Source organism: Parasphingopyxis sp. CP4 (genome assembly GCF_013378055.1).
Taxonomy (GTDB): Bacteria; Pseudomonadota; Alphaproteobacteria; order Sphingomonadales; family Sphingomonadaceae; genus Parasphingopyxis.
Map to the genome: position 1 here is coordinate 755,395 of NZ_CP051130.1, position 15,577 is coordinate 770,971.

General features: G+C 56.9%; 17 protein-coding genes and 1 tRNA gene. 7 read left to right on the forward strand and 11 right to left on the reverse strand.

Annotation, left to right across the window (positions count from 1 at the left end; translation table 11 throughout):
* The first annotated feature begins 83 nt into the window (after window positions 1-83).
* From HFP51_RS03550 to HFP51_RS03565, 4 genes are read left to right on the forward strand one after another with little or no spacing between them, the layout of a single operon-like run.
* The gene (locus HFP51_RS03550; protein WP_370462965.1) at window positions 84-1,313 is read left to right on the forward strand and encodes an APC family permease; all 1,230 of its coding nucleotides are present in this window, start codon (window positions 84-86) and stop codon (window positions 1,311-1,313) included.
* Window positions 1,306-1,890, forward strand: coding sequence for a GNAT family N-acetyltransferase (locus HFP51_RS03555; RefSeq protein WP_176874400.1), 585 nt, complete (start codon window positions 1,306-1,308; stop codon window positions 1,888-1,890). Before HFP51_RS03550 ends, HFP51_RS03555 begins: the two co-directional genes overlap by 8 nt.
* Window positions 1,887-2,423: a GNAT family N-acetyltransferase gene (locus tag HFP51_RS03560; RefSeq protein ID WP_176874401.1), complete on the forward strand. Its 537-nt coding sequence runs from the start codon at window positions 1,887-1,889 to the stop codon at window positions 2,421-2,423. Before HFP51_RS03555 ends, HFP51_RS03560 begins: the two co-directional genes overlap by 4 nt.
* Window positions 2,420-2,971 carry a gamma carbonic anhydrase family protein gene (locus HFP51_RS03565; protein WP_176874402.1) on the forward strand — a complete coding sequence of 184 codons (552 nt, stop codon included), beginning with the start codon at window positions 2,420-2,422 and terminating at the stop codon, window positions 2,969-2,971. The genes HFP51_RS03560 and HFP51_RS03565 overlap by 4 nt, the downstream gene beginning before the upstream one ends.
* Here HFP51_RS03565 and HFP51_RS03570 read toward each other — a convergent pair.
* Window positions 2,958-3,461, reverse strand: a complete 504-nt coding sequence (locus HFP51_RS03570) for a hypothetical protein (protein WP_176874403.1) — start codon at window positions 3,459-3,461, stop codon at window positions 2,958-2,960. The genes HFP51_RS03565 and HFP51_RS03570 overlap by 14 nt on opposite strands.
* Window positions 3,462-3,542: 81 nt before the next feature.
* Between HFP51_RS03570 and HFP51_RS03575 the strand changes: the two genes are divergently transcribed.
* A tRNA-Arg gene (locus tag HFP51_RS03575) sits at window positions 3,543-3,619 on the forward strand.
* A gap of 6 nt (window positions 3,620-3,625) precedes the next feature.
* Here the strand turns inward: HFP51_RS03575 and rfbB are convergent.
* From rfbB to rfbA, 4 genes are read right to left on the reverse strand one after another with little or no spacing between them, the layout of a single operon-like run.
* Window positions 3,626-4,693 carry a dTDP-glucose 4,6-dehydratase gene (rfbB, locus tag HFP51_RS03580; RefSeq protein ID WP_176874404.1) on the reverse strand — a complete coding sequence of 356 codons (1,068 nt, stop codon included), beginning with the start codon at window positions 4,691-4,693 and terminating at the stop codon, window positions 3,626-3,628.
* A complete protein-coding gene (gene rfbD, locus HFP51_RS03585; protein WP_176874405.1) occupies window positions 4,690-5,547 on the reverse strand; it encodes a dTDP-4-dehydrorhamnose reductase in 858 nt (285 codons plus the stop codon). The genes rfbB and rfbD overlap by 4 nt, the downstream gene beginning before the upstream one ends.
* Window positions 5,544-6,092, reverse strand: a complete 549-nt coding sequence (gene rfbC, locus HFP51_RS03590) for a dTDP-4-dehydrorhamnose 3,5-epimerase (RefSeq protein WP_176874406.1) — start codon at window positions 6,090-6,092, stop codon at window positions 5,544-5,546. Before rfbC ends, rfbD begins: the two co-directional genes overlap by 4 nt.
* Window positions 6,089-6,967, reverse strand: a complete 879-nt coding sequence (rfbA, locus tag HFP51_RS03595) for a glucose-1-phosphate thymidylyltransferase RfbA (RefSeq protein WP_176874407.1) — start codon at window positions 6,965-6,967, stop codon at window positions 6,089-6,091. Before rfbA ends, rfbC begins: the two co-directional genes overlap by 4 nt.
* Window positions 6,968-7,083: 116 nt before the next feature.
* Here rfbA and HFP51_RS03600 point away from each other — a divergent pair, with 116 nt between their 5' ends.
* Window positions 7,084-8,040 carry an MBL fold metallo-hydrolase gene (locus tag HFP51_RS03600; RefSeq protein ID WP_218135325.1) on the forward strand — a complete coding sequence of 319 codons (957 nt, stop codon included), beginning with the start codon at window positions 7,084-7,086 and terminating at the stop codon, window positions 8,038-8,040.
* Here HFP51_RS03600 and HFP51_RS03605 read toward each other — a convergent pair.
* The 4 genes from HFP51_RS03605 to HFP51_RS03620 form a co-directional block, all read right to left on the reverse strand.
* Complete coding sequence (locus HFP51_RS03605; RefSeq protein ID WP_255454824.1) at window positions 8,037-8,297, reverse strand: hypothetical protein; 261 nt, start codon at window positions 8,295-8,297, stop codon at window positions 8,037-8,039. The two genes, HFP51_RS03600 and HFP51_RS03605, sit on opposite strands and share 4 nt — an antisense overlap.
* A 94-nt stretch (window positions 8,298-8,391) precedes the next feature.
* Window positions 8,392-9,645: an N-succinylarginine dihydrolase gene (locus HFP51_RS03610; protein WP_176874408.1), complete on the reverse strand. Its 1,254-nt coding sequence runs from the start codon at window positions 9,643-9,645 to the stop codon at window positions 8,392-8,394.
* 14 nt (window positions 9,646-9,659) lie between these two features.
* The gene (locus HFP51_RS03615) at window positions 9,660-10,676 is read right to left on the reverse strand and encodes an arginine N-succinyltransferase (RefSeq protein ID WP_176874409.1); all 1,017 of its coding nucleotides are present in this window, start codon (window positions 10,674-10,676) and stop codon (window positions 9,660-9,662) included.
* Window positions 10,673-11,881 carry a hydrolase gene (locus HFP51_RS03620; protein ID WP_176874410.1) on the reverse strand — a complete coding sequence of 403 codons (1,209 nt, stop codon included), beginning with the start codon at window positions 11,879-11,881 and terminating at the stop codon, window positions 10,673-10,675. Before HFP51_RS03620 ends, HFP51_RS03615 begins: the two co-directional genes overlap by 4 nt.
* Window positions 11,882-12,015: 134 nt before the next feature.
* On the opposite strand from HFP51_RS03620, the gene HFP51_RS03625 reads away from it, so the two are divergent.
* A complete protein-coding gene (locus HFP51_RS03625; RefSeq protein WP_176874411.1) occupies window positions 12,016-14,112 on the forward strand; it encodes a malate synthase G in 2,097 nt (698 codons plus the stop codon).
* On the opposite strand, the gene HFP51_RS03630 is transcribed toward HFP51_RS03625, so the two are convergent.
* Both HFP51_RS03630 and HFP51_RS03635 read right to left on the reverse strand, forming a co-directional pair.
* Window positions 14,109-14,591 carry an RNA pyrophosphohydrolase gene (locus HFP51_RS03630; protein WP_176874412.1) on the reverse strand — a complete coding sequence of 161 codons (483 nt, stop codon included), beginning with the start codon at window positions 14,589-14,591 and terminating at the stop codon, window positions 14,109-14,111. The two genes, HFP51_RS03625 and HFP51_RS03630, sit on opposite strands and share 4 nt — an antisense overlap.
* Window positions 14,588-15,568, reverse strand: coding sequence for an alpha/beta hydrolase (locus HFP51_RS03635; protein ID WP_176874413.1), 981 nt, complete (start codon window positions 15,566-15,568; stop codon window positions 14,588-14,590). Before HFP51_RS03635 ends, HFP51_RS03630 begins: the two co-directional genes overlap by 4 nt.
* Between the last annotated feature and the right edge of the window lie 9 nt (window positions 15,569-15,577).

Sequence of the window (15,577 nt, forward strand, 5' to 3'; positions counted from 1 at the left end):
ATCCAAAATCGGCGCAGCTGAGACGCGATATCGGCGTTGTCGGCGTTACCTTTCTGGCACTCAACGGGATTATCGGTGCGGGTATTTTCGCGCTGCCCGGTCGTCTTGATGCAGCGGTTGGCAGTTTTGCGCCCTGGCTGATCCTGATCTTCGGATTTCTATTTACATCGATTGTCATCTGCTTTGCCGATCTCGCGCGCTATTTTGATCGCACGGGCGGGGCGCAGCTTTATGCCGGGACAGCTTTTGGGCCGGTGGTTGGCTTCCAGACAGGCTGGCTGCTCTACCTCTCTCGCGTAGCGGCGCTGGGCGCCAATACGATGGTGCTGGTCGCTTATGCGGGAGCACTCTGGCCGGTACTCAATGATCCGGTCGCTTCGTCCATCGCATCGGTCGTCGTGCTTGTCACTTTCACGGCCATCAACGTGATCGGCGTGAAGCGAGCGATGGAGGCATTGTCAGGATTCACGATATTAAAGCTGTTGCCGTTGATCGGCTTGGTCATCTGGGGGCTGTTTGAGGCCGCACCCGCACCGCAGTTCCAGCTTCCGGAATTCACGGCTGTCGAATCCATTGCGCTTGTCGCGCTGTACGCTTTTGTCGGATTTGAAGGTGCCAATGTTCCGGCCGGCGAGATGCGGGACGCGAAGAGAACGCTGCCCAAGGCGATGATTACGACTATAATCCTGGCGACCCTGTTCTACTTCGCGATCCAGTGGGTCTACACCAACTCGGCAGGCAGTCTTGCGGACACCGAAACACCGCTGGTGGCATTGGCCGAACATTATATCGGCCCGACCGGCGCCATAGTCCTTGGATTGGCAGCCGTATTCTCGATCGCCGGCAATGTGATGGCAGGTGTGGTCTCTGCGCCGCGCATGACTTTCGGCTTGGCCGAAGATGGTCTGTTGCCGCGGTGGTTTGCGCATATCTCGCCGCGTTTCGGGACGCCTGATCGATCGATCCTCTTTTATGGCGGGCTTGGCTTGGTCGTTGCGCTGAGTGGCACATTCGTCCTGCTCGCGATCGTCACCTCGCTCGCGCGCTTGCTCTCCTATCTGTTGTGCATTGCCGCGCTGACGGTGATCCGGAAGCGCGCCGGGCTCGATACTTTCGCTTCGATCTGGGCGTTTGTCCGACATTGGGGTGTTCCTGCCGTTGCCACCGCCATGTGCCTATGGGCGGCCAGCCAATCGACCTTTGAGGCATGGCGGGTGCTCGGACTATTCGTTGTCCTAGGCGCGTTACTCTACTGGATTGCCCGCTATTCACTGACCAAGGCCGGGCCTGACAATGAGGAACTAGATGCCTGACGAATGTGATGATGTCGTTATCGAGACCGAACGGCTGCTCTTGCGCAATTGGCGTGAGGCGGACCGGGCGGAGATGTTCGCACATCTGACATCGCAGCCGGCCGTTATGGAGCATATGGGCGGCCCGCAAACGCGCGAAGAAAGCGACGCTGGAATAGATCGGTGTATCGCCAGCCAATCGAAGAACGGTCATTGCTTCTGGGCACTCGAACGCAAGGATAACGGTTTGTTCCTTGGCTTTTGTGGGCTCAAGCGGGTTGACGGCGATGGCGCGCCAGATCTTGGGTCTCCAGAAATCGGGTGGCGCTTGCGTCAGGAGGCATGGGGCCAAGGCTTTGCCAAGGAATCCGCGATTGCATCGATGGACTTCGCCTTTGACCAGCTAGATGCTGAGTTTGTCTCAGCCTTTACGATCGATGGGAACACATCCTCTTGGGGCTTGATGAAGCGGCTCGGTATGACACGGAGGCCCGATCTCGACTATTGGGATGCAAAATGGGGGCCGGTCGTCGGTCCAGAGATTGTATACCGGATTGTCGCAAAAGACTGGGCGCAGACACGCAAAGATCTGACATGAGGCTGGAGACGGACCGGTTGATCTTGCGCGAATGGCGTGACGAAGATTGTGCGCCGTTCGCGGCTATGAATGCCGACCCCGAAGTGATGCGCTATTTTCCGAGCGTGCTGAGCCGCGAAGAGAGCGATGCTCTTGTCGATCGGATTCATCGCCATTTCAGCCAGTGTGGGCTCGGCCTGCATGCACTTGAGGAGAAGGCCAGCGGGGCATTCATTGGCTTCACCGGCTTCATGCTCGTTGACTTTGCCTGCCCGATCGAAGGCGACCTTGAGATAGGGTGGCGTCTTGCCCGATCATTCTGGCGCAAGGGCCTGGCGTCCGAGGCTGCGTCGGCCTGTCTCAATTGGGTGTGGGACGCGCGCGATGTTCCACGCATCGTTTCACTGACCGCCGATACTAATCACCCAAGCCGAGGCGTAATGGAAAAAATCGGCCTATCTCATCGCCCTGAGCTTGATTTCGACCATCCCAGGCTGGATGACGATAGCCCGCTCAAACATCATGTCGTTTATGTAAAGGATCGCCCAGAATGAAAGATGTCAGCCTCATCCCGTTCAATGGCAAAAGCCCACAAATCCATGAGAGCGCATTTATCGCGCCGGGAAGTCGGTTGATCGGGGACGTGCGTGTCGGCGCGGGGGCCAGCATTTGGTACAATTGCGTGCTGCGCGCTGATGTGAACTATATCGAGGTGGGCGAACGTTCCAACATTCAGGACGGCACGGTTGTCCATTGCGATGGTGACCATGGCCCGGATCATCCCGGCATACCGACGATCATCGGCAATGACGTGCTGATTGGCCATATGGCGATGATCCATGGCACCAAATTGCACGATAAAAGCTTTGTCGGCTTGGGTGCGATTGTGATGGATGGCTGCGAGATCGAAAGCGGCGGGATGATCGCCGCCGGCGGGATGCTAACCCCGGGCAAGATCATCAAGGCAGGCGAGATGTGGGGCGGCAGTCCTGCAAGAAAGATGCGTGACCTGACCGAGCAGCAGCAAGCGATCAACAATCTCGGTACCATGCATTATGCCGAGCTTGCGCCCAAACATGCGGATGCTGTCAATCAGTCCTAAGCCGCGAGTTTAACGCGTCGTAGCGGCGGTTTTGATCTGCGTACAGTGCCGCTACGTGCTCACGCGCTGCCAACAACCGTTCAGTTTCAGCAGGCTCTCCTGCGACAGTTTGTTGGGCCAAGATGCTGTCCAGACCGCCTAATGCCCGCACCGTTTCCGAACGCAGAGAATCAAGCGCGCTCACAGCGAGCTGTGCCTCGATCCATGCTTCGCTCTCCAAGGCACTTCCGGCAGCCTGGTCAACCGCCGCCACGGCCTCTGGATATTGGGCGGTGAATGATTGATTGCCGGTTTCTGCCTGATCCACAAGTTGTGCAATCTGACTGGCGAGGGTCGGATCGTCAGCCGAGGCAACAGGGGCTATTCCGCGAATGGGCTGATCAATTATGCCCTCGATCGGACGCGGAGCGAGCGAAGGTGATTCTCCTTCCGGGCCTGCACAAGCGGCAAGGAGCAGGATCGGCGGAAAGAACAATGCGCTGTAGTTCATCAATTTCCTCTAGGCGGTGCGGCTTTTGCCCGCAACGGGGTTGCGCCCGACACCCAGTCCGACTACATCGCCCGTTCCCGCGCGCCCGTAGCTCAGCTGGATAGAGTACCTGACTACGAATCAGGGGGTCGGAGGTTCGAATCCTTCCGGGCGCGCCATTCTCCTCAATCCATTTTTTGTTGCGCTGATACAGCGCGCCACCACGCTGCGTTATCGAGATACCAGCGGACGGTTTGTTCGAGCCCGTCATCGATTGTGTACGCACGTTCAAAGCCAAGATCTTTGACTAACTTGCTGTCGTCGACGGCATATCGGCGATCGTGGCCTAACCGGTCTTCGATATGCGTCTTTAGCGATGCAGTTGGATCCCCTTTTGCTGCCGCAGCCGCTGGAAATGCCTCAGCGAGACTTGGATCAGCAGCAAATGCGCGATCCATTACAGTGCACAGCCGGTCGATGAGATCGAGATTGGCCAGTTCCGCTCCGCCGCCAATATTATAAGTTTCGCCGGCCGACGCGTGATCGATAATCGACTCAATTGCGCGACAATGGTCGCTCACATGCAACCAATCCCTCCGGTGTTGGCCGTCGCCGTAAATCGGCAATCCTTTCCCGTGCAGTGCGTTGGTGAGAAACAGCGGGATCAGTTTTTCCGGAAGTTGATACGGACCGTAGTTATTCGAGCAGTTGGACGTGGTTACGTCCAATCCATAGGTACTGTGATAGGCGCGGACGATGTGGTCCGACCCAGCCTTTGATGCCGAGTAAGGCGAATTCGGCGCATAAGGCGTGTCTTCTCGAAAGGCAGGCGCATCCGGTGCGAGACTTCCATAAACCTCATCGGTTGAAATGTGGTGGAACCGGTGCGGTCGGCCCGTGCCGCTGTCCAGCCAGGCTTTCTTCGCGGACTTAAGCAGGTTGAGCGTGCCCATCACATTTGTCGCGATAAAGATATCGGGCCCATGGATCGATCGATCGACATGGCTCTCAGCAGCGAAATGGACGATCCGGTCGATATTTCGGTCCAAGAGCAAGCTGCTGACCAGCTTGAAATCACCAATATCGCCGACAATCAGTTCGACATCCGCCACATCCTCAATGCTTTCGCGATGGCCAGCATAAGTCAGAGCATCGAGGACTAGAACTTCGTCCTGGGGATGGGTAGCGCGCCAGCGGCGGACAAAGTTTGCGCCGATGAATCCCGCGCCTCCGGTGATGAGAATAGCGCTCATTGTTTGGTTTCCCATATCTTCAGCGCGCTATCGAGTTCCGTTTCCCAAGCCTTGGGCGTGCCGGTAATCGCCCAAGTCGGTGAACAGTCGAGGACGCTGTATAGCGGCCGTGCGGCTGCGGTCGGATAATCTCGTGTCGCGATCGGTGTAATCTTGCAGCCACCGATCAACCCCATTTTGCGCGCCTTCGTTTCGATTGCTGATGCAAAACCAAACCAGCTTGTTTTACCAGAATCAGTAAAATGATGAATGCCCTGTGCGGTTTCGCCGATGAGAATCAAAATAGCATTGGCCAGGCTGTTTGCGTGGGTCGGGACGCCAAATTGGTCGTCCACAACCTTCAGCTCGTCTTGCTCCCTCATCAACTCCAGCATTCGCGTGAGAAAATTGCCGTGCTCGGCTCCGTAAAGCCATGATGAGCGCACGATCAATGGATTGCCATGTGCGAGCGCCGCAACCTCGCCGTCGCGCTTTGTACGGCCATAGGCATTGATAGGATCGGCCGACGCGTTGGCGGGGTAGGGGCGTTCCGCCGTACCGCCAAACACATAGTCAGTTGAAATATGCACGAACGTGCAGCCGGACTGAGCGCAAATCTCAGAGATTTTCCCGGGCGCTTCGGCATTGGTAGAATGCGCCATTTCAAGGTCGGTCTCGGCTGCATCGACTGCCGTATAAGCTGCGCAGTTAATGACGGCATGCGGAGCATTCGAGCGGATCGCATCGTCAATTGCAGCGCTATCGCAGATATCGAGATCAGCATGAGTAAAGGCGATTATCTCATGGTCACCAGATGCCGCTCGAGAGATCGCGCTGCCGAGCAGCCCTGCTGCGCCGAACAGAATAATCTTCATTCGAAAAGATCTGCTTCGGCCAGCGGTAATCCTGCTGCGTCTTTCTCCGAAACAGTTGGCTTTTGATTGTCGGGAAGCGGCCATTCGATGCCAATATCTGGATCGTTCCAGATGATCGTTCGATCATGTTCGGCGGCATAATATGCTGTGCATTTATATGCGACATGGGCGGTGGAAGAGAGGGTCAGAAAGCCATGTCCAAATCCCGGCGGAATCCACAGCATTACTGGCCGGTCGGCGTCAAGTTCATGCCCTGTCCATTGGCCAAATGTGGACGAAGCCTGCCGCAAATCGACGGCGACATCATAGATACGGCCGCTGGACACGCGGACCAGTTTTCCTTGGGCCTGGCGTACCTGATAGTGGATGCCCCGGAGTACATGCTGCGCCGACCGGCTGAAATTATCCTGGACCCAGGGGCCAGCTATTCCGGCAGTTGAGAACTGATCCTCCCGCCAAGTTTCCATGAATGAGCCGCGTTCATCTTCGAATTTCGCAAGCTCGACTAGTTGAACACCGTCTAATTCTGTCGGGAGAAACTTCACTTCCCGTCCTCTTCTGCGACACGCAGGAGATAGCCGGCATATCTGTTTTTGCCCATTTCATTGGCCAGAGTTTGGAGGCCTGCCGTTGAAATAAAGCCCTTCCGCCATGCAATTTCTTCCGGACAAGCAATCTTCATGCCCTGGCGTTCCTCAACAATCCGAACAAATTGGCTGGCGTCCATTAGAGCTTCATGGGTTCCCGTATCGAGCCAGGCATAGCCCCGCCCCAATCTGGCAACAGTGAGGGCTCCATCCTCTAGATAGCATCTGTTGAGGTCAGTGATTTCCAGTTCGCCACGTGCCGATGGCGTTAGTCCATGCGCATAGTCGCTTGCCTTGCCGTCATAGAAATACAGACCGGTCACGGCCATATTCGATCTTGGAGATTTTGGCTTCTCATCAATAGAAACAGCCCGACCATTTTCGTCGAATGCGACAACGCCATAGGCGGTAGGGTCTTGGACAGGGTAACTGAAAACCGTGGCACCCTCGGTCTGCGCAGCGGCGGCGGTCAGCAGTTGTTCCAACCCACTCCCAAAGAAGATGTTATCGCCAAGGATAAGAGCAGAGGGCTCTCCGGCCACGAAATCCTCACCCACGAGATACGCTTGAGCAATGCCGCCGGGTTCTGGTTGTACCGCGTAAGACAGGGTTATCCCCCATTGCGTGCCGTCACCGAGCAGGGCTTCAAACTGTGCTTGATCCTCCGGAGTGGTAATCACCAATATCTCTGTGATTCCTGCCAGCATCAGCGTGCACAGCGGATAGTAGATCATCGGCTTGTCGTAGACCGGGAGGAGCTGCTTCGAAACCGAAAGGGTTAGCGGATGAAGGCGCGTACCGGCACCACCTGCCAAGATTATTCCGCGCCGCATATATGCCCTTTACACCTATTTCTGAAGATCAGGGATTGGCGTAAAGCCTTGGCTGCTCCGAGACAATATCTGGCGATCATGCTTGATCCCGCGCGTGATCATGCGAGAGTGGGTCCATGAATAGTCTAAATGCATGGAATTACGCGCGCGGTCTGCATGATCTGGGCCATGGCAACTGGGCCTGGCTGCAGCCGGATGGTGGTTGGGGTTGGTCGAACGCCGGTCTGATTGTGGATGGTGATCAATCACTCTTAGTGGACACTTTGTTTGATGCGCGACTGACGGCAGAGATGCTCTCAGCCATGACCGATGCGACTGGATTGTCAGGCGATGATATTGGAACGCTGGTCAACACCCATGCAAATGGCGATCACACGCACGGCAATGGCCTGTGCCGCCATGCAGAGATCATTGCGTCGGAGGCCAGCGCGAAAGAGATGGCCGAGGTCGACGCAGCCGCATTGAAGACCATGATGGATGCGGCGCCGGGATTGGGCCCCTCGGGCAAATATCTGCTCGACATTTTTGGGGATTTTGACTTTGGCAATGTGGCCGAACGTGCACCGACGCGGACATTCTCCGGCGATCTCTCGCTCAAGGTCGGCAATAAATCCGTGTCCCTGATTGAAGTCGGTCCGGCGCATACCGCTGGCGATGTGTTGGTGCACGTCCCGGACGATCGGATCGTCTATACCGGCGATATCCTGTTTATTGATGGCACACCGATCATGTGGGCGGGGCCGGTCAGCAATTGGATCGCTGCGTGCGATCGAATCATAGCCATGGATGTTGAGGCGATTGTACCTGGCCATGGACCGATTGCGAGTAAGGACGATGTCCGCAAGGTGCAGGACTATTTGCGCTTTATCGATCGAGAAGCGCGCGAACGATTTGAGGCCGGCTTGTCCGTCCGCGATGCAGCCCATGATATTGCTTTGGGTGATTATGAAAGCTGGATCGATTCTGAGCGGATCGCGGTGAATGTCGATACGCTTTATCGAGAATATAGGGGGGATAAGTCCGCACCGAATATTGTCGGCCTGTTTTCGCTAATGGCGGAGCTTCGGCACTAACCCTTTATTTGCCACCGACCGACGAGCCGTGCGATCCGCGCGCTTGGCGATTTCTTCGGCGTGGCATCGAGGATTTTCGCACCACCCAGGAAGACCGCGCCGGTACAGCAAATCGCAAGCGCAATTCCGGCAAGGCCATCATATTCGATGAGGTAGAGCTGAGCCCGCGCGGTCGCACCGACAGCAAGGGCGTAAATGATCAAATAGGCCTCAAACCGGTTCTTGATGACAAACAGCCTGGCAACGCGTTTCCACATGCCATTTTATTAAGCAAAGGCCATGCCAATCCCAGAATTCCGCGATGCACATGTTACCAAATATGGTAAATTGTAAGTTAATCCGACAGTGAAGTCAGACCAATTCTAGCAGATCAAGCGCTTCAAACAGTGCGGCTCTTGCCGTCGCGATTTGCGCTTGGAGATTGGCATCTGCGAGCGCCGATCCATCAATCTCCTCTGGCCATGTCTGGGAAACCACCGCCGCGATAGTATCGATCTTGGTCTCGCTCATTAGAAATCTTCGATCGATCGTTTCAGGGTCGGCAACAACGCGAAGACGAAGGCATGCCGGCCCGCCACCATTGGCCATGGATTGCCGCACGTCGACCGGGATCAACTCGCGGATCGGTCCATTGCCCGCGACCATCTCTTCGAGCCAACCCCACACCGCTTCGCTGTCTTGCGATTCGGTTGGCAGGATCAATCCCATGCCGCCGCTGGGTAAGGTCACAAGCTGGGCATTGAAGAGATAGGTCTTGATGGCATCGTCTAGCGATACCCGATCAGTTGGCACCTCGACGATGCTTACGCTCGGCATTGCGGCATGGAGATTTCTGAAGAAGCCATCGCGATCGGCAAAAGCCTGCTCATGACAGAAAAGGACGTTCTCATTGGCCACGGCAACCACATCATTATGGAATGCGCCGACGGCAATTGCTTCGGGCGACTGTTCGACGAACAGGGCCTGGTTGGCGCCGAGACCATGTTTCCTAGCTACCGTTTTTGATGCCTCAATATGCTGGCGTGCAGGGAAGGGGCCACCGCTGGTGCCGTAGACAAATATCTCGATGCCTGGTTCGCCATGCGCCGGACACAGGCGCATGAAATTGGCTGCGCCTTCGTCTCCAAAAGGAGCCGGAACAGGGTGGTGCACTTTGAAATATGTTTCGTCTGAAAAGGCAGTGCGTAGCTGGGCAAGAGTTTCCGGCCATTCATGGCTGCGATGCGGCATGGTCATGAGGTTTGCAGGCGTCAGATGGCACCGGCCGTCAGCCGTATCCGGTGCGGGCGAGACCGTCGCCGCATTTGCCGCCCACATGGATGATGCAGACATGGCATTGGCCAAGATTGAAGGTTCCGCAGAGCCCGGGTCGGTACCCAATGATGCAAGCCAGTTCGTATCGGGCCTGCGTTGGGGGAGAAAGGCACCCTGCACCAATCCGAGCCGGATATTGGCCCGCATCTTTTCCAGTCCCTGCAGGGCTGCGGCTCGGGGTTGGGCGATGTTGCCTGCGTTTCGCGAGGAGGCAAGATTGCCAAGGCTCAGCCCTGCATAATTGTGTGACGGCCCGATAATGCCGTCAAAATTGATCTCAGTGAGCGCCATAATCTTTGGTCCCGTTATCGCTCGACATAACGAATCGACGTTCCAGCGGTTGCCTGGAGCACGTCGGCGGCCTGGGCATCCACTTCAACTTCATTGTCACTGATCGTGCCAACATTGGCATAGCAACAGCGAAAGTCTTGCAGAGAACCGGTCGACGCAAGTGAGGGCGTGCCAGTTTCGCCCTCAATGTTCGCGATCGAACCGGTGCGCGAATCTGCGATTGCTTTCACATCGTCGATATTGGCTTCCATAGTCGGGCCACCGTCAAAGATATCGACATAGCCATTGTAGCGAAAACCTTCTTTCTCAAGCATCCGCATCGCGGCTCGGCCTGAGGGGTGCGGCTTGCCAATTACCGATCGGGCAGCTTCGGGCAGCATGTTGAGATAGATGGGATGTTTGGGCATCAAATCAGCAATGAACTGATTGCCGTTGCTGGCGTTGAATTCGTCTGCCTCTTGGAACGACATACCAAAAAACTTGCCCGCGAGCGCATCCCAGAATGCAGATCCGCCAGCTTCGTCGATAACGCCGCGCAGTTCGGCGATCAGCTTGTCGCCGAAGCGCTTCCGGTGTTCGGCAATGAAGAGATAGCGACTCCGTGCAAGCAACTTGCCCAAGCCGCCAGCGCGTTCATTGGGGTGGAGGAACAAGCCACCAACTTCGGAAGCGCCCTCATAATCCGTCGTCAGAGACAGGATCTTGGAGTTGAAGGTCCGATCGAGTTCCTTGCTGTGCTGAGAATAGGTGCTGATGCGATAGCTGTAGAAGGGCCATCGCTTGCCAACTGCAGCAAATATCTGGGCGGTACCGCGGACATGCCCGGTATGGATATTCTCTAGCGCCAGCAGGAAGAGATCATTTGCCGACTCGCCTTCGGTTTTCTCGAAAGCCTCCTGGGATCGCGCAAGTTTTTCTGACAGCGCAGCGCGATCGGGCGGAAGATTTGTGAATCCGCCGCCGGTGAGCTTGGCCATCTCATAGAGTTGATCCAGATCGTCGCGCCGTGCAGCGCGGACAACGAAACTCATAATTTTCCCCTCTCGGCGAGCCGGAGAAGCACCAGCGCAGAAAGCTGGGCCCGTTCCGGAAGGCTATCAACTATCAAAAACTCATCGGACGAATGGATCGCACCGCCGCGGACCCCCATCGTGTCGACAACGGGCACTCCGCAGGCCGCGATGTTATTGCCATCGCAGACACCACCGGTTGATTTCCATGCGATGTCGAGTCCGAGATCGGCGCCGCATTCCTTGACCAGTCCGAACAATTTCTCAGCTTGCGGATCGATCGGCTTGGGCGGTCGTCCAAAACCGCCATGGACATGGATGTCGACTTCTCTGCGCGTCTGGATATCGGCCACGGCTTCGTCGAGCAGGCGTTGTGCCCGGTCCTGATCCTCAAGCGTTTCAGGCCGCATGTTGAGGCGGAGGACAGCATGATCCGGCACAACATTGTTCGCGCCGCCGCCCTCGATTTTGGCTGGATTGACCTTGAGACCGGGTCCGACGGCTGCTTCAAGCTTCAGCGCCAGTTCGGCCGCTGCCAGTAGCGCACTGCGACCTTCTTCAGGATTGCGGCCCGCATGGGCGCTTTTCCCGGTGACAATGATCGACCAGTTCCCGCTGCCGCCACGCGCACCGGCCAGAGTGCCATCGGGAAGGGCGGGTTCGTAAGTTAGCGCCGCGAGTTTTCCTTTGGCGGCTTGGGCCAGCAATGCAGCGGAACCCGGCGATCCAATTTCCTCATCCGAATTGATCACCACCTCATATCCGATCCGTGAGGCAAGGGGTGAAGCCTCAACGGCTTTGAGCGCCGAGAGCATCAGGGCAATGCAGCCCTTCATGTCTGTCACGCCAGGTCCATTAAGTGTGGAATCATCAAGCCATGTCAGTGTCTGAAACGGGTGCGTCTCGCTAAAGACGGTGTCCATATGCCCCGTCAGCAGGACTTGTACGGGCGCGTCAGGGCGCACGGTGAGGTGGAGATTCTTGCCGGTTTCGCGTTCGATGACGGTCCCGTCTGGCTGCACAATCTCACCGGACACTGGATCAGCAAGCTCCAATTCACCTGGAAGCGATGCGAAGGCATCGGCCAGTTCACCGGCGACGGTTTTCAAGCCAGCCAAATTGGTCGAACCGCTATTGATCTGCGCCCAGCGCTGGGTCTGGTCGAGCATTGGCCCATCGGCGGCTTTTTCGAGCGTGCCGCGTTCGTCTTTTGTCATCTCGGTCATCGCCACTGCCTTAGGCCGAGACAGCGCTTGCGTCACCACCTTGCATCCGAAAAGCCGACACGGCATAGGGCGGCTTCTCCTCCCCACCTTTTGCTGATGAAAGGCGCTCTGCGCCGTGCGATTTGGGAGTATTCATGTCTGATTATGTCGAACGCGCGGGATTGCGCGTAGATGCGCGCCTTGCGGAATTTGTTGAGAATGATGCCTTAACCGGTCTTGGTCTGTCCGCCGAAGATTTTTGGCGCGGAACAGCCGAAATCTATGGCGAATTTGCGCCAGACAATCGTGCATTGCTCGAAAAGCGCGAAACGCTTCAGGCGCAGATCGATGATTGGCACACGGCACGGCAAGGTCAGCCCATTGAACAGGCTGAATATCAGGCCTTTCTTGCCGAGATTGGGTATCTGGTTCCAGAGCCCGACGCCTTCTCTATCACAACAGAAAATGTTGATGATGAGGTCGCTCGCATTGCCGGGCCACAGCTTGTCGTTCCGGTGCTCAACGATCGATTCCTGCTGAATGCCGCCAATGCACGATGGGGCAGCCTGTATGACGCACTGTACGGAACGGATGTTTTGCCGGGTGCGGCGAAGCCAGGCGGTTATGATGCTGAACGGGGAGCGCAGGTTATTACGGCTGCCCGTGACCTTCTTGATGAGTTCCTTCCACTGAATGCCGGAAGCTGGGCGGACTATGCGGGCGGTACGCCCGATCTCCAGGATCCGAGCCAACTAGTCGGCATGGCTGGCGAGTCCATGCTGTTCCGCCACAATGGCCTGCATTTCGAAGTAATGATCGATCGGGACCATCCGATCGGCAAGACCGACGCAGCCGGGATTGCGGATGTTATCGTTGAAGCGGCACTGACAACGATTGTTGATCTCGAAGATTCGGTCGCTGCTGTGGATGCTGAGGACAAGATATTAGCCTATCGGCATTGGCTCGGCCTGATGCGCGGCGATCTCGAAGCGTCCTTTAGCAAGGGCGGCAAGACGATGCAGCGGTCACTGGCCGCGGATCGCAGCTACACGGATCAAGATGGCGGGGCAGTCTCCCTGCCTGGCCGCAGCCTGCTATTTGTTCGCAATGTCGGCCACCTGATGACCAATCCGGCTATCCTCTTGGCTGATGGCAGCGAGGCGCCGGAGGGTATCCTCGACGGCATCATGACCAGCATGATCGCGATGCATGATCTGAAAGGGCTCGGTCGTCATTCGAACAGCCGCGCCGGATCCGTCTATATCGTGAAACCCAAAATGCACGGTCCGGAAGAAGCGGCGTTCACCAACCGACTGTTCGATGCGATCGAAGATATGCTGGGATTGGACCGGCATACGCTCAAGGTCGGCGTGATGGATGAAGAACGCCGCACATCTGCCAATCTCGCTGCCTGTATCCATGCTGTGAAAGACCGGATTGTGTTCATCAATACCGGTTTCCTCGATCGCACCGGCGATGAAATCCATACATCGATGCAGGCCGGCGCGATGATGCGCAAGGCAGCGATGAAAGAGGCGGATTGGATCGACGCCTATGAAGCGCGCAATGTGCAGATCGGCCTTGCAGCCGGTTTCTCCGGTCGCGCACAGATCGGCAAGGGGATGTGGCCGGCACCCGATCTGATGGCGGATATGATGGAGGCCAAGATTGGCCATCCGAAAAGTGGCGCGAACACCGCTTGGGTGCCGAGCCCGACGGGCGCAACACTTCACGCGCTGCACTATCATCGCGTCAACGTGTTCGAGCGGCAAGAAGCACTTTCAGCTGAACCTATTCCCGCGCTCGGGAAACTGCTGACGGTTCCGCTGGCAGACGGCACGAATTGGTCAGCGGAAGAAATTCGCGAAGAGCTGGACAATAATGCTCAGGGTATTCTGGGCTATGTCGTCCGCTGGATCGATCAGGGTGTTGGGTGTTCCAAGGTCCCGGACATTCACGATGTCGGCCTGATGGAAGATCGCGCGACCTTGCGGATCAGCTCGCAGCATATGGCCAATTGGCTCTTGCATGGCGTGTGCAGCGCAGAGGAAGTCGATGCTGCGCTCGAGCGGATGGCTGCCAAAGTGGATGGTCAGAATGAAGGCGATGAGGCTTATGTCGCGATGATCGGCAATCTCGACGACGCCGCATTCCAGGCAGCCCGGGCGCTGGTCTTCGAAGGTGTTTCGCAGCCGAGCGGATACACCGAGCCGTTGCTCCATGCATTCCGCCGCAAGGTTAAAGGCAGCTAGGCGTTCAGATAGTCTGAAAACTCGTCGAGCAAGGCCCTGTAGAGATCGCGCTTAAACGGTACGATCAGCTCCGGCAAAGTCCCCGGGTCAGCCCATTTCCATGCCCGGAATTCCTGGTGCGAGGTTTCGATATTCACATCCGCGTCGCTGCCGGTGAAGTGCATCAGAAACCAGCTTTGACGCTGACCGCGATATTTGCCCTTCCAGATCTTGCCGAGAAGTTCGTCCGGTAGGTCATATTGCAGCTCTTGCGAGGCCCGCGCGACCAGCGATGCCTTGCTTGGAGCAATCCCAGTTTCTTCTTCCAGTTCGCGAAAAGCCGCAGTCTCGGCGTCTTCGCCTTTATCGATACCACCTTGCGGCATCTGCCAGGCTTCGGTGGACGAATCCAAGCGTTGGCCGACAAATACCTGCCGGTTTGGATTGAGCAGCATCACACCAGCACAGGGCCGGTATGGCAGATCGTGAAAATTCTTCATTCGGCGGCAGCGGCCTGCTCGGTTTGGCTCTCGGCTTTGAGCTCGTCGAGAATTGCGTTCAGCGCACGCAGGCAAGCCATAACGTCATCATGGGCCGACGGGATCATCTTTCTCAGATTGGCAAAGCCGTGAATGTTGCCCGCCGCTTCGCGATAGACGGTTTGAACGCCGCCAGCGATCAGCTTGCCGGCATATTCGCGCCCCTGATCGCGCAACGGATCCAGGCCAGCCGTCACCAAAACCGTCGGCGGTAGGCCGGCTGTGTCCTGGAGGACCGGATTGAGACGCCAATCGGCAGCATCGCCGGCATAATGATTACTGAACCAATCCATTGTTGCAGACTCAAGTAAGAAGCCTTCAGCGAAATCGACCATCGATCCGCTATCCGCACCCATGTCGGTTGCCGGATAGATCAACCACTGGGCGACGACTGGAACATCCGCTGCTTCATCGCGCAGTGCAAGCGAGGTTACCGCGGCGAGGTTGCCGCCAGCGCTGTCACCAGCCGGAACCAAGCCGGTAACGCTGAGGCCAAGCTCGTCAGGACTTGTCGCAATCCAGCGTGCCGCCGCGATGCAGTCTTCAGGGGCGGCAGGGAAGGGGTCTTCCGGAGCCAATCGGTAATCAACCGACACCACAGGCAAATCCAGCGTCCGTGCGGTTTCAGCGCAGAGGCCGTCATGGGTTTCGATATTGCCAATTACAAAGCCGCCGCCGTGATAGAAAACCACCACCGGCCCGGGCTCACGGCTATCGCGCGGATCATAGAGACGCGCAGGAATATCGCCTGCCGGACCCGGAATTGTGAAGTCACGCTTTATCCCGAGTTCGCCTGCGGGAAGTTCTGCCATGGTGAAAACCATATCCATCATCGCTCGCGCGGTAGCGGGATCGGTTTCATGGGTCTTCGGGCCTTCCTGGGCGGCCAGAAGGTCGAGCATCATCTGCACATCGGGGCGAACATAAGGCACGGGCATCTCTCCAGT

Excerpts from the sequence above, each read along its gene's own strand:
- HFP51_RS03615 (WP_176874409.1), bottom strand. The coding sequence starts at position 10,676 with ATGAGTTTCGTTGTCCGCGCTGCACGGCGCGACGATCTGGATCAACTC.
- HFP51_RS03635 (WP_176874413.1), bottom strand. The coding sequence starts at position 15,568 with ATGCCCGTGCCTTATGTTCGCCCCGATGTGCAGATGATGCTCGACCTT.
- HFP51_RS03605 (WP_255454824.1), bottom strand. The coding sequence starts at position 8,297 with ATGTGGAAACGCGTTGCCAGGCTGTTTGTCATCAAGAACCGGTTTGAG.
- rfbD (WP_176874405.1), bottom strand. The coding sequence starts at position 5,547 with ATGAAGATTATTCTGTTCGGCGCAGCAGGGCTGCTCGGCAGCGCGATC.
- HFP51_RS03620 (WP_176874410.1), bottom strand. The coding sequence starts at position 11,881 with ATGACCGAGATGACAAAAGACGAACGCGGCACGCTCGAAAAAGCCGCC.
- rfbB (WP_176874404.1), bottom strand. The coding sequence starts at position 4,693 with ATGAGCGCTATTCTCATCACCGGAGGCGCGGGATTCATCGGCGCAAAC.
- HFP51_RS03565 (WP_176874402.1), top strand. The coding sequence starts at position 2,420 with ATGAAAGATGTCAGCCTCATCCCGTTCAATGGCAAAAGCCCACAAATC.
- HFP51_RS03560 (WP_176874401.1), top strand. The coding sequence starts at position 1,887 with ATGAGGCTGGAGACGGACCGGTTGATCTTGCGCGAATGGCGTGACGAA.
- HFP51_RS03610 (WP_176874408.1), bottom strand. The coding sequence starts at position 9,645 with ATGGCGCTCACTGAGATCAATTTTGACGGCATTATCGGGCCGTCACAC.
- HFP51_RS03630 (WP_176874412.1), bottom strand. The coding sequence starts at position 14,591 with ATGAAGAATTTTCACGATCTGCCATACCGGCCCTGTGCTGGTGTGATG.
- HFP51_RS03625 (WP_176874411.1), top strand. The coding sequence starts at position 12,016 with ATGTCTGATTATGTCGAACGCGCGGGATTGCGCGTAGATGCGCGCCTT.
- HFP51_RS03600 (WP_218135325.1), top strand. The coding sequence starts at position 7,084 with ATGAATAGTCTAAATGCATGGAATTACGCGCGCGGTCTGCATGATCTG.
- HFP51_RS03555 (WP_176874400.1), top strand. The coding sequence starts at position 1,306 with ATGCCTGACGAATGTGATGATGTCGTTATCGAGACCGAACGGCTGCTC.
- rfbA (WP_176874407.1), bottom strand. The coding sequence starts at position 6,967 with ATGCGGCGCGGAATAATCTTGGCAGGTGGTGCCGGTACGCGCCTTCAT.
- HFP51_RS03570 (WP_176874403.1), bottom strand. The coding sequence starts at position 3,461 with ATGAACTACAGCGCATTGTTCTTTCCGCCGATCCTGCTCCTTGCCGCT.